The 13,657-nt window shown below is 36.6% G+C and carries 11 protein-coding genes; 7 read left to right on the top strand and 4 right to left on the bottom strand.

All coding sequences use genetic code 11. The features are described from left to right. Positions 1 to 192: 192 nt before the first annotated feature. From BN986_RS01595 to BN986_RS01610, 4 genes are read right to left on the bottom strand one after another with little or no spacing between them, the layout of a single operon-like run. Positions 193 to 1,500: an MFS transporter gene (locus BN986_RS01595; protein ID WP_040977896.1), complete on the bottom strand. Its 1,308-nt coding sequence runs from the start codon at positions 1,498 to 1,500 to the stop codon at positions 193 to 195. A 17-nt stretch (positions 1,501 to 1,517) separates the two neighbouring features. Then, positions 1,518 to 2,951, bottom strand: a complete 1,434-nt coding sequence (locus BN986_RS01600) for an FGGY-family carbohydrate kinase (RefSeq protein ID WP_040977897.1) — start codon at positions 2,949 to 2,951, stop codon at positions 1,518 to 1,520. A 13-nt stretch (positions 2,952 to 2,964) separates the two neighbouring features. After that, a complete protein-coding gene (locus tag BN986_RS01605) occupies positions 2,965 to 4,440 on the bottom strand; it encodes an FAD-binding oxidoreductase (RefSeq protein WP_040977898.1) in 1,476 nt (491 codons plus the stop codon). A 23-nt stretch (positions 4,441 to 4,463) separates the two neighbouring features. Beyond that, positions 4,464 to 5,222, bottom strand: a complete 759-nt coding sequence (locus BN986_RS01610) for an SDR family oxidoreductase (protein ID WP_040979108.1) — start codon at positions 5,220 to 5,222, stop codon at positions 4,464 to 4,466. Between the two features lie 489 nt (positions 5,223 to 5,711). Between BN986_RS01610 and BN986_RS01615 the strand changes: the two genes are divergently transcribed. The 7 genes from BN986_RS01615 to BN986_RS01645 all read left to right on the top strand — a co-directional run bounded on the left by BN986_RS01615 (position 5,712) and on the right by BN986_RS01645 (position 13,648). Further along, positions 5,712 to 6,818, top strand: a complete 1,107-nt coding sequence (locus tag BN986_RS01615; RefSeq protein ID WP_040977899.1) for an amidohydrolase/deacetylase family metallohydrolase — start codon at positions 5,712 to 5,714, stop codon at positions 6,816 to 6,818. Next, positions 6,796 to 7,902, top strand: coding sequence for a DgaE family pyridoxal phosphate-dependent ammonia lyase (locus tag BN986_RS01620; protein ID WP_040977900.1), 1,107 nt, complete (start codon positions 6,796 to 6,798; stop codon positions 7,900 to 7,902). The genes BN986_RS01615 and BN986_RS01620 overlap by 23 nt, the downstream gene beginning before the upstream one ends. Continuing rightward, positions 7,902 to 8,654 carry a 2-dehydro-3-deoxy-phosphogluconate aldolase gene (gene dagF, locus BN986_RS01625; protein WP_392392222.1) on the top strand — a complete coding sequence of 251 codons (753 nt, stop codon included), beginning with the start codon at positions 7,902 to 7,904 and terminating at the stop codon, positions 8,652 to 8,654. The genes BN986_RS01620 and dagF overlap by 1 nt, the downstream gene beginning before the upstream one ends. Beyond that, a complete protein-coding gene (locus BN986_RS01630) occupies positions 8,647 to 9,660 on the top strand; it encodes a sugar kinase (protein WP_040977902.1) in 1,014 nt (337 codons plus the stop codon). The genes dagF and BN986_RS01630 overlap by 8 nt, the downstream gene beginning before the upstream one ends. Positions 9,661 to 9,679: 19 nt before the next feature. Then, the gene (locus BN986_RS01635) at positions 9,680 to 10,399 is read left to right on the top strand and encodes a GntR family transcriptional regulator (protein WP_040977903.1); all 720 of its coding nucleotides are present in this window, start codon (positions 9,680 to 9,682) and stop codon (positions 10,397 to 10,399) included. A gap of 101 nt (positions 10,400 to 10,500) precedes the next feature. After that, a complete protein-coding gene (locus BN986_RS01640) occupies positions 10,501 to 11,829 on the top strand; it encodes a GntP family permease (RefSeq protein ID WP_040977904.1) in 1,329 nt (442 codons plus the stop codon). A gap of 526 nt (positions 11,830 to 12,355) precedes the next feature. Next, positions 12,356 to 13,648 (top strand): ABC transporter substrate-binding protein, encoded by a 1,293-nt coding sequence (locus BN986_RS01645; RefSeq protein ID WP_040977905.1) that lies wholly within the window; start codon positions 12,356 to 12,358, stop codon positions 13,646 to 13,648. Positions 13,649 to 13,657 lie beyond the last annotated feature (9 nt).

Raw genomic sequence — 13,657 nt, forward strand, 5'->3', positions numbered from 1 at the left:
ACAGAAGTGTTATGAAATGTTAGAGGATTAAAATAGACTATTATTTATGAATAAACATATATTATATCTCTTAAAAGATAACATAAACGAGGTTGAAATTCGAATGAAACTTATTTGCTATTGTCTTAATAAAAGCTAAAAAGACAATCCACTTCAGCTTAAGAAATGGATTGTCTTAGCCATAAACTAGGGTTAGCTAGAAGTATTATTATTTTGAATGTTATTTCTCTTTTTAACGTCCGTGTTAAAAATGAAGGTAACCACAATAGCTATGACACCAGCTATGGCACTAAAAATAAAGTATACATTATAGCCAGCTGCTTCTCCAAATGATGTCATCATCCAGCTAACCAAAATCGGCAATAGGATATCAGGTAAGTAACCAATAAATGATACTAATCCAATAGATAAACCAAGTTCGTTTTCTTTAATATCACAGTCGCCAAGTAATGACCAATAAAGTCCTCGTATAGAATAAGCAGCCAATCCAATTAAAATAACTAATATATTAAAATAGATGTATGGTATTCCAGACGGAAGTAGTGCCATAAAGATTAGTACGACGGTACCTATAAATAGAGATATAATTAATATATAACTTTTTCCAAATTTATCTCCTAAGTAACCTCCAAGAATACCGCCAATTGGCCGCATCCATAACATTATTACAGTAATAGTACCAACAGCGGAGGCGCTGACACCGACATTTGTCTGTAAAAATCCACCTACATAATAAATTGTCCAAGCAACTATATAAGCCGTAAAAATAATTACACCTAATAATAAAACAGATTTATTGGTTAGTACTTTCTTTACAGAATCTAGCCCTACTTTTTTACTTGCTGTATTATTCTGGCCGTTTTCGTCGGATGCTGTTTGTTGTTGAGAAACTTTATCTTCGTCTTTGACAAATATCATAATTAATATTGCGACGATGATTACTATAATAGAATACATATATACAACAGTTACAAGTGCAGCTTCTTGATTCTCTATAGCTGTACTTGTGCCTAATACAGCAGAAAATATAGAGATTGCAATACTTGCTAAAACAGCCTCTACGACCCCTTTACCACCATCTAATATTCCAAAGAAACGTCCCTCTTCTTCTTTTTTTGAAATCAGCTTAACTATTTTTAAATGGGCTGACCAGAAAGTTAATACAGTGAATATTCCCCAAATAACAAAGATAGTAATAATGAATGGGTAACTAGGTACTTGTGCAAACCATATACCAGCTGCCCCAACTCCTAAAAGTGAAATAGTAAGTAATTTTTTTGCTGAAAATCTATCAGCTATCCATCCACTTGGAAAATAACCAATAACGTACGCAATACCTAACGCTGATAGTATAGTATTAAGCTCTGATAGACTTAATCCATAGACTTGTAGAATTGTTTCTTGGTAGTTGGTTCTTAAGTAAAGTAAAGGAAATATAGCCCCACCAGCGAGAACAATTAAAGAAAATTGAAAATATCTTTTTAGGTTACTTGTTTGCACAAATATACCTCCTTTATCTAACCAAATATAGGAAAACTTAACTTTAAAATTTCATCTGTGTGTTGTCTGACTTTTTTTACAACATTATTGTTTAAATCATGATAAAAATTATGATTATCATCGTTTGGAATGAATGTCTTTTCTGTTTTCACGGTTTGATTTATCGCATCAGAAAAACTATTATAAACACCTAGAAATTTATAGACACTGATAGCGGCTCCTTTACTTGCGCTACTATTTCCGGTACGTCGATGGACAGGGAGATTGAACGTATCAGCTAATATTTGCAGCATTAAATCGCTTTTAGATCCTCCACCAATGGCTACAATTTCGTTAATATCTTCGTTGATCTCCTCCAACATATCTTCAATGTTATTTTTAATATTCAATGAAATCGCTTCCAGTATTGATCGATAAATGTGAAATTTTGTGTGTCTATTATCAAAGCCAATCATGATCCCTTTCCTGTATGGCTTATCAGGGTAGGGTAACCAGTCTAGAATGGTAATTAAACCGTCACTTCCAATAGGTACCTCTTGAGCTTTTTGATTTAAATACTCTTCTTCAGATACTCCCATTTCTGAAGCATTGGAAGTTAAATCTTCTCCAATCAGATTTTTGAACCAACTTACTGTCCACATGCCACGTCTGATAGCATTGGATTCATAAACATATTGAAAAGGTATCGCAGCTAAAGTAGGGAAGAAATTAACTGCATTTTCATAGTCTTTGTTTCTTAATATCATGGAGGAGATTAAGGTTCCCAAAGAAATCATGATTGTATTATGATCTTTTATACCAGAACCTAGTACTTCTACAGCTTTATCATTAGCTGTTGCAACTACTGGTATGCCTTCTTTTAATTCAAATTCTTGGGCGAGCTGGCTGCGAATATCTCCGAGCTTTTCACCAGGTTTCACCAGGTTGAAGAGCATATTTCTTTTTAATCCATGTTCAGCTATAATGTCATCATCTTCTACCCAATCTAAAGTTTGTCGATCTATAGGCCAGGAAACTTCACAATTACCTGCTGTATCATTGAATTCCCCTGTTAATCGAAATCCAAGATATCCAGACGTAGTTGTTACATACTTTACTTTGTCATCTTCATGGATATAAGGTTCAGAGAGACGGCGGTCCATCCAGCTTAAAACTGGATGAGCCAAAGAACCATCACCTTTTAATAGAGCTCTGCAACTTCGAATAGTACATAGCCCGATACCAACAATATTCATTCGATTCCCTTGGAAATTATTTAAACATTTTTTTAATGCATGATATACGCTATCCCATAAATCATCATTAGGATGAACTGCTTCGCCTGTTTTTTGACTTACTAATTCTGCTAACTTATGTGATCCATATGCAACATCATTACCTTCCATATCATAAATAATTACTTTCGTACTCTGTGAACCATTATCTATACCAATAACGAAATTTTCGCTCATCATCCTGCCTCCCTTAATCGCGGATGTATTTCTTAATTTCATTTTCTTTTGGAAAAATTGTTCCGTAGTTCATAATTTCATTAGGGTCAAAGGCTTCCTTTAACTTTTCTAACATGAAATATGCTGAACCATGCTCATCTTTTGTCCATTCGGAACGATATTTACCTATGCCGTGATGATGACACATAGAGCCACCTAATTTTAAGGTTTCTTCAATGATGATTTCATGAATAGGATGGTGATATATAAGCATTTCATCTTCAGGTTCACAATTTATTGTGTAATTATAAACAAAATACATATTTGTCCCGTTGAGATAACTATGGGAAGAATGTCCTCCCAGCATTGTTAATTCATCTGCTCTATCAAACTCATTTCTGATACGATGAATAACGTTATTATAAATTTTAATAATATTTTCCCAATCTGCAGATACTTCCGTAGTAAATCCATCATGAGAATTATGTTCTACCATTTCTTGTATTTCTTCATCGATTCTGCTTTGTTCCCAATTCAAGTTATTGAACCAGTTTTCTATTATGCTATTATCAACTTTTTCAATCACGCCTGATCGGAACTTCTCGATGGCTTGATTAATTCCTTCATTTGTAGCTTCCACAATTCCCTTAGGTCCTTCTGTCATAAATATCAAAACACATTTTTCTTTATAGAAATGGTTAAAATGTTGTTTTGCGTCTTCTTCTGAGTAGACACGAGCTACGGAAGGCTTAAATCCATTAACCATTACTTCTCTTAAAATACTAATGCCAGTTTCCATATCCTCTAATAAATAACCATGAAAGGTATTGTTTTCAGGGATATATTTGAAAATTTTTATAGTAACTTCGGTAATATAGCAGAGTGATCCTTCATTTCCAATTGCTATATGTCTTATATCTGGACCGCCAGAACGTCTCGGAACATTTTTAATTTTAGATACATGTCCTTCTGGAAAAACACATTCTAAACCTACAACCATATCTTCAATCGCTCCGTATAAAGTGGAGAACTGACCAATGCTTCGTGTGGATACTAGTCCACCCATTTGCGCCACTGGTTTTGATTGTGGAGAGTGTCCTGTGGTGTACCCTGATTTACGCAGTTCATCCTCTAATGTTTGAAGCTTCACCCCTGATTGTACGGTGGCTTGCATGTTATAGGTATCAATGTTTATTATTTGATTCATCTGTGAACCATCAATGACAACTGTAGATTCTTTCCAATTTTCCAGGCCACCTTCTGTAGCAGTTTTCCCGCTTCGTGGAATGACATTAATCCCGTTCTTATTGCAAAAAGTTAATAGAGTTTTTACTTCTTTCGTTGTGTGAGGATAAACAATGGCAATAGGTGCTGGTACATCTAATACACGTTTTGCCTTTGCGTATTTTTTATAACGATCAGCTGATGCATCATATAATTCCTCATCATTAGTAACAATTTGATCTTCTGAAATAATTGCTTGCAAATCTTTTAATAATTGTTTATTCATAAATTATTCTCCTTTATTTTTTGTTATCTAACTAGATAACCTCCATCTACAGTTACTAGGGTACCGTTTACATAATTTGAAGCTTCAGAGGATAAAAATACCATCGTCCCCATTAAATCAAGAATGTTTCCCCATCTATTAGCTGGAATATGACTTAATACTTTTTGATTTGTTTCTGGATTTTCTCTAGTAGCTTTAGTGACATCCGTCTTAAAATAACCGGGAGCAATTCCGTTAACTTGAATATTGAATTGCGCTAGTTCATCACAATATGCTTTAGTGAAGCCGGCTAAACCATGTTTTGTAGCTGCATAGGCTGGTGACCATTGTCCACCTAAAAAAGAGAATAGAGAACAAGTATTAATTATTTTCCCGCTATTTTGTTTAATCATATGTTTTGCGACTTCGCTAGCTAATTCAAATGGAGCAGTCAAATTTACAGAAACCATTTTGTCCCACTGTAGACGGGTGAATTTTGTTACGTCTGGTTCATTGATATTGATCCCGGCATTATTTAAGAGAATATCTATTTTACCGAATGTTTCTATACATTTATCAGCAACTTTTTTACACTCGCCATCTTGAGTGATATCAGCAATCATTAAATGATACTTTACTCCTTCATTTTCAATTAGCTTTTTTGTTTCATCATTGTCCTCGGCCATACTGACTGCAAATATATCTGCTCCTGCTTTGGCTAGAGCAAGGGCAAAGCCTTGTCCTAAACCGGAGTTTCCTCCGGTTACAACTGCAGTTTTCCCTTTTAAGCTAAAAAAGTTCATATTAAAGTCTGTAATTCTACTTTTTTCATGTGTCACTATTTATTCCACCTTTTCTGTAAATTTTGTTAATGAGTACATTCTAATATAAAAGCAAATGAAATGGAAGTATTTTTAAGAGAAATTTTTCTTTTTTAATAAATTATATCGATATAAAGGAAAATTTTCCTTTATATCGATCGTGAATTAAAAGTGAACTTCATTTAATAGATAAGTGATTTTGACGATAAAAATCTTAAGTGAATTTATGAATCATCATAAGTATTTGTAAAGAAATTAAGTGTAAAAGTATTTTGTATTAAAATAATTAACTCCAAATTGATTTGAAAGATGAGGAATCTAATTTCAAAATCTAAACATTATAACGTTATATTGACTAAATAAAAAATTAATGTTAATCTATTTCACACAGAGTTAAACAAGCACAAATATAATGAAATGTTTATCCTGTTATAATTTAAACAACGAAGGCTGACTAAAGGGATGATGGAAATGGCAGACAATGTAGTTCTGCGGAATCTAAAAATGTTAGATGGAACTTCTGTGGATATTGTTGTAGAGAATAGAAGAATTATTGACATAGCTTCATCAGGAACAGCAACTGGTGAGCATATAATTGATTATAAAAATAAAGTGTATGTTTCTAGCGGTTGGATTGATATGCATGTGCATGCCTTTCCAGAATTCGATCCGTATGGAGACGATATTGATGAGATTGGCTATAAAACAGGAGTAACAACAATTGTTGATGCGGGAAGTACTGGAGCTGACCGGATTCATGATTTAGCTGGAAATTCCAAAAAGTCTAAGACGAATGTATTCGCTTTCCTGAATATTTCACGTATTGGTTTGAAAAGAGTAGATGAATTATCGGACTTGTCACTGCTGAATAAAGAGGAATTAAAGCGCGCTGCTAAAGAGAACAATGATTTTATTGTTGGATTAAAAGCACGGATTAGCAACAGTGTAGTGGGAGGTAATGATATAGAGCCTTTAAAAATAGCACGTGAATTTTCCAAGGAGACAAATTTACCGCTAATGGTCCACATTGGATCAGGACCTCCAGATATTAACGATGTATTGGACTTACTAGAGAAGAAGGATGTTATTACACATTTCTTAAATGGAAAATCTAATAATTTATTTGATGAGGAAGGAAAACCGCTTCCTAAATTCTTAAAAGCAATGGAACGTGGTGTTCATTTAGATGTTGGTCATGGTAATGCCAGCTTTTCTTTTAAGACTGCTGAGCAAGCGAAGAAACACGGAATCCACTTTAACACGATCAGCACAGACATTTATCGGAAAAACCGATTGTATGGGCCGGTCTACAATATGGCAAGTGTGTTAAATAAGTTTCTATGTTTAGGATATTCCTTAAAAGAAGTCATTGATGCTGTCACTGTTCATGCTGCAGCATGGTTGAATAAACCAGAGCTGGGCCGTATTTCTAAAGGAGATATTGCAAATCTTACCCTATTTTCTATAGAAGAAGATGAAACAATCGATTTGGTGGATTCAGAAGGGGAGCACAGGAAAACAGACCAAAGAGTGGAAGTTAAAGGAGTGGTAATTAATGGCGAATACAATGAATGCTAAGTACGGTTTGAAGCGAGTGATTAATGCAAGTGGAAGAATGAGTATTTTGGGTGTTTCTGCTCCGACAGACTCCGTAATGGAAGCGATGAAATCCGGTGGACAGAATTATGTTGAGATTGCAGATCTAGTGGATAAAGCGGGAGCACATATTGCTGGGCTGCTTCAATCAGAAGCTGCTGTTGTTGTTAATTCTGCTTCTAGTGGGATCGCTCTTTCTGTTGCAGCGATGGTAACGGAAGGAAATCGCCGAAAGAGTGAGAAGCTACATCAGGAAGATATTCTCAAAAATGAAATTGTCATGTTAAAAGGACATAATGTGCAATATGGTGCACCGGTAGAAACCATGGTTGCGCTTGGTGGCGGAAAGCTTGTAGAAACAGGCTATGCGAATGAAGGAAGAAGAGAGCATATTGCAGATGCTATCAATAATTATACAGCGGCTGTTTTATTTGTAAAATCTCATCATGCTGTCCAAAAAAATATGATCTCAGTGGAAGAAGCCTGGGAAGTTGCACAGGAAAATAATGTACCGCTAATCGTTGATGCAGCAGCAGAGGAAGATTTGAAAAAATATGTACAGATTGCAGATTTAGCGATTTATAGTGGATCGAAAGCTATTGAAGGTCCAACATCTGGTATTGTAGCTGGAAAGAAAGACTATGTGGAGTGGGTAAAAACACAGCTGCATTATATTGGAAGAAGTATGAAGGTTGGGAAGGAAACGACATTTGGATTGTTACAGGCATTAGATGAGTATTTTGTGAAAAAAGATCATAGTGACGCTGAAAAGAGAAGCTTAGAAGTATTGCAATCACTAAATACCATTGATGGTGTAACCGTGACAGTTGTACAGGATGAAGCAGGACGCGCTATTTTCAGAGCACGGATTCAAATTGATTCCACTGTGACAGGAACTACTGCGAAAGAGGTAAATGACAAGCTTCGTCATGGGGATATAGCGATCTATACGCGTGATTATGGAATTCGTCAAGGCTTCTTTGATATTGATCCCCGTCCATTACAAGGGGATGACATTCACGTAATTGAATCGGAATTAAAATCTATTTTAGGAGGAAATAAATAATGCATATAAACGATCGCTTTTATAAAAATAGAGTCGCATTAAACGTGTTAGCCAATAGTATTGAAAATGCAAAGGAAGTCTTTGACGCAGCGGAGGGGCATGTACTGGTAGGTGTACTTTCTAAGGATTATCCAACAGTGGACGCAGCTGTTACTGCAATGAAGGAATACGGAGAAGCGATTGAGGATGCTGTTTCTATTGGCTTAGGTGCTGGTGATAACAGACAAGCAGCGGTTGTTGCTGATATTACCAAGGATTACGCGGGTTCTCATATTAATCAGGTCTTCCCTGCTGTAGGGGCAACCCGAGCTAATTTAGGAGAAAAGGATAGCTGGATTAACGCACTTGTATCGCCGACAGGTAAGGTGGGGTATGTAAATATTTCTACTGGCCCAGTTAGCGCAGAAGCTGATGAGACTGCTATTGTACCAGTTAAATCCGCTATTGCACTTGTCCGTGATATGGGCGGAAATGCATTGAAATACTTTCCAATGAAAGGATTGCAAACGGAAGAAGAATTTCGTGCAGTTGCTGCCGCTTGCGGCGAAGAAGGATTTGCATTAGAGCCAACAGGCGGTATTGATTTGGATAACTTCGCCCAAATTTTAGAGATTGCATTAGAAGCAAAAGTGCCTAAAGTAATTCCTCATGTTTATTCTTCTATTATTAACAAAGAAACCGGAAAAACCAATGTGGAAGATGTTAGAAAGCTTTTAGCTATCAGTAAAGAATTGGTTGATAAATATGTCTAAGAATATTGTTTCATTTGGCGAAGTAATGATGCGTTTGCAAGTACCTGGATACGAATTACTCACGCAGGCAAACAATTTACAGTATTCCTTTTCGGGCACAGGGGTAAATGTTGCTTCTGCTATGACAAAGCTTGGACACCGTGGATATCTTGTTACAAAATTGCCGGATAATCCTTTGGGAGATGCAGCAATATCCTTCCTGCAGCGCTTAGGAATAGAGCGTGATTTTATTGCAAGAAACGGCAAATATATTGGAATGTACTTTTTGGAAAATGGTTTTGGGCAGCGATCCAGCCGTGTCACCTATACTAATCGATTAGAGAGCACATTTAATACAGCGGATATTTCTGATTATGATCTCGATTCGATTGCAGCCAATACGGACGTTATCCATTTTTGTGGAATTAGCCTGGCAATGACAGATAAAGTTCGTACAAGTATGAAGACCTTGGCTAAATTGGTAAAAGAAAAAGGCGGAAAAGTTTGCTTTGACTGTAATTATCGTCCTTCTTTATGGGATGGGGGTTATGAGGAAGCAAAACCGCATTATGAGGATATGCTTTCCTTAGCGGATATCGTGATGATGAATGAAAAAGATGCAATGTATATATTAGGGATGGAAACGGAAAAGACAGAAAGAGAAGAGCAGCTGCAGGAATTAATTCCGAAAGTAGCAGAAAAGTATCATATTCAAACGATTGCAGGTACACACCGGGGAATTAATACCGATAATACACATTCCTTAAAAGGCTATATGTATACAGCAGAAGAATTTGTGTTTTCTAGAAATATTACCTTTTCTGTATATGATCGTATTGGCGCTGGGGATGCGTATACAAGTGGAATCCTGCATGGGGAATTATCTGATTATACACCAGAAAAAACAGTCGAATTTGCAGCAGCTGCAGGCATGCTTGCATGTACGATTGTCGGAGATACGCCAATGTCAACAGAAGCGGAGATATTAGCTGCTATGTCCGGAACAGTAGGAGACGTAAAACGTTAAGTGAAGGAGAGGGGAGGGAATGAATGTTATGAAGAGAAACGGACCGCTATATTTACAAATCAAAGAAATATTAAAGGACCGGATATTACATGGTGAATATGCTATTCATACCATTATTCCCTCGGAACCTCAATTAGAAAAAGAGTTTCGTGTAAGTAAGATTACGATAAGAAATGCGATCAAAGAGCTGGTTCAAGAAGGGTATCTTGAAAAAAGAAGTGGTGTCGGGACAAAAGTGATTGCAAATGTTGCAAATGCCAAACTTTCTAAAGGGAAGCGTTTTACAGAAATATTGGTGGAAGAAGGCTATCACATTACTAAAAAGATTATCAGCATAGATAGCATCAACTTGTCTTCTGAAATGCCATTATATTCCTATTTTGGAGAAAAATGCTTGAAAGTAGATCGCATTTATTTATTAAATCATGAGCCGTATATTTACTTTACCCATTATATTTTATTGGATCTTGCCGTGGATACAGTGGATATTCAAATTAATTCTTTATATCGCTTTTTAGAGGAAAATAATATTCGCTTGGAATCGTTTCGTGATGAATTCACGATATCTGCTGCGCCAGAACATGTCAGTGAAATATTGAATCTGGAAAAGGACGCCATGGTATTAAAAAGAATGCGGAAATCCAGTGATGCTAAGGGGAAGGTATTGGAATACAGTGAAGGATACTATCATACTTCCAAGCATAATTATACGGTTACTTATAATGATTTCAATCAATAAATGACGCGCTTCATACACTGGTAAGAGACGGGTGAATTCGCCTTTAAAAAAAGTTTTATTTTAGAGGTGTAGTTGTAAGCGATTGCTTAGGAGGAAAAAGAATGGAGTTATATTTATTAGGGATAACGGTTGTCTCTATCATTATAGTTATTTTAGGAGTGTCATGGTGGAAATGGCATGCATTTATTAGTTTAACAGTAGCCGGTCTGTTTCTGGCAATATTTTCAGGGCTGCAAATGGGAGAGATCGTCGACGCATATGAAGCAGGTGTAGGGGATGTGCTGGGACACCTCATTGGGATATTAGCTTTGGGAACGATTCTGGGAAAAATGATGTCTGACTCTGGCGCCGGGATGCAGGTAGCCGACTTCTTTACGAAAAGATTTGGTTCAAATAAGCTCCCGTGGGCTATGTTATTATCCGGTTTTATCATCGGGATTCCAGTATTTTTTGAAGTTGGTCTGGTTATTTTACTTCCATTGGCCATCTCAATACGTAAATCAACGAAACAGAACATTTTGTTAATTGGAATTCCGATTCTTGCAGGTTTATCCATTGTGCATGGTCTTGTTCCTCCTCACCCGGGAGCAATGACAGCGATTGGAATTTATGGAGCAGACATGGGACAGGTATTACTTTATTCCTTGCTGATCGCTTTTCCAACAGCCGTTATTGGCGGACCTGTTTTTGCAAAATGGATTCACAAACGTGTGGTTCCTGTTGGTGAACCGGAATTAATCCGTGTAGAAACAAAAACAAATAATGAACTGCCAAGCACTGGTATTTCCTTCTTTATTATTTTATTACCAGTTATACTGATGGGTTTAACTGTATTTGCACCATACCTGCCAATGACAGGATTGATAGAGCAGTTCTTCTTATTTATCGGCAGTCCCGTAATTGCATTGTTAATTTCTGTTTTCGCAGCATATTATTTCTTGGGATACCGCCAGGGAATGAATCGAAATCTGCTTAAAAAGTTAACAGACGAATGCCTGCTGCCGCTGGCTTCTATTATTCTTATTATCGGTGCTGGAGGCGGATTTAAGCAAATCCTCATTGATAGCGGTGTCGGCGAAGCAATTGCTTCCATGGCTGAACAGATTTCCTTATCGCCACTTGTCCTTGCCTTTTTGGTTGCAGGGTTAATCAGAGTAGCAACAGGTTCAGCGACGGTTGCTTTAACGACGTCAGCCGGAATTGTATCTCCTGTCGTTGCGAATATGACCGGAGTAAATCTGGAATTACTTGTTATTGTAACTGGCGCAGGTTCTTTAATGCTGTCACATGTAAATGATGCTGGATTCTGGCTCGTTAAAGAGTACATGGGATTAACGGTAAAGGAAACATTTAAAACATGGACAGTGATGGAAACCATCCTTGCCTTCGTTGCTTTTGGATTTGCGATGATATTAAATGTATTTATTTGATAAAGTCAAGTACTATATATATTTGATTAAGTAAAAGAGAAGCAGGGTTTCTGTATCAATTCCAAGATATAGATACCCTGTTTTTTTATTGCAAGCACAAAAAGAGAATTCTTAGCCTTATTTTTAAGAGATGAGAAAATGCAATGCTAAAAAAGAATAAAGTAACCAATATAAAACGGATATGGCGCTTATGCTGCTTAATCCGTTTTAATTTTATTTAAAAGAAGATTAATAATTGTTTACAATACCTTTATCTCTTATTAATAATTGAACGTTACAATCAGTAGTGAAAATGAAATAAACAATCTTTGCAGCCAGTTGTGTAGCCTAAAAACATATAGATAGAGTTATTAATAGTGTACATATAATACATTTTGATTCGTTTTTAATGGCTAAGTGTTAATTAAATGGCGGGCAAATGGAGGGGATTTCTTATTAATCTTTGTTAAAAATATGGTGCTTTAAGTCATATAAGAACTTATCTCTTTTGGAAGGAATACAAAACAAAATGAATGGAGGAAAATAAATGAAACGGTGGTTGCAAATAGCTATATTTATCATTCTTATATCTTTCCTTACTGCATGTAATAGTGAAGCTGCAGGAAATGAAAGTAACGAAGATGGAAAAACAGTTATTGAGTATTGGCATGTTAACGCGGAAACACAAGGAGGACAAACTGTTACAGAGCTTGTGGAAGAATTTAATGCCCAAAGTGATACCGTAGAGGTTGTCGCTAAATATAATCCGGATATGTATAAAGGCCTGATGCAGAATATGCAAGCTGAAGCTGCTGCGGGTAATTCGCCGGCTGTTGTACAAATCGGGTGGGCTTTTATGGATTATTTCTCTGAAAATTTTGAGTATACTCCTCCGCAACATGTAATTGATGAACATTTTCCAGATGATGCAACATTTTTGGAAGATCATTTCCTGCCAAATGTAATGGATCTTGCGAAGAATGCAGATGGAGAACAGGTAGGTATTCCTTATTCTCTCAGTACACCCGTTTTATATATTAATAAAGATATGTTAAGGGAAGCAGGACTGGATGAAGATGGACCACAGACATGGGAAGAGGTAAAGGAATTTTCTAAGGTGATTAAGGAGGAAACAGGAAATTACGGACTTTATTTTCAAGAACCTGCTGATAACTGGGCAACACAAGCTTTGCTTGAAAGTAATGGGGCATCGTTTATTGAAGATGGACAAGCAGCATTTGCATCCGAAGAAGGAATTGAAGCATATCAGTTCCTTACAGATATGATTGTAGAAGATGAGACGGCATTGCATATAGGCTGGGATCAAGGTGTGCAGAGCTTTATCGATGGGAGTGTAGCAATGACTTATACAACGATTGCGCAGCGCTCCAATATTCAGGATAATGCACAGTTTGATGTCGCAGCAGTAGAATCACCTGCATGGGAAGGAAAGGAAGTAAGGCTTCCTGCTGGAGGAGCGATGCTTGCTATTACTGCTCAAGAGGAAGAGGAACAAAAAGCTGCGTGGGAGTTTATGAGTTATCTATATAGCGTAGAAGCAATGGCTGAATGGACGAAAGGGACAGGCTATGTACCGCCACGCCATGATGTAGCGGAAGCAGAAAATGGGTTAAAAACTTATTTAGAAGAAAATGAAATGATGACTCCTGCAATCAATCAGATGGATGGGGTGGTTCCTTGGGCTTCTTTCCCTGGTAATGCTGGATTGCAAGCAGAGCAAATGTTGCTTGACTTACGGGAACAGCTATTAGAAGGGAGCATTTCTCCAGAAGAAGGATTGAAAACAACACAAGATGAAATCAATGCTTTACTGCCATAACTATGTAAA

This window comes from Oceanobacillus jeddahensis, assembly GCF_000750635.1.
GTDB classification, from domain to species: Bacteria; Bacillota; Bacilli; order Bacillales; family Amphibacillaceae; genus Oceanobacillus; species Oceanobacillus jeddahense.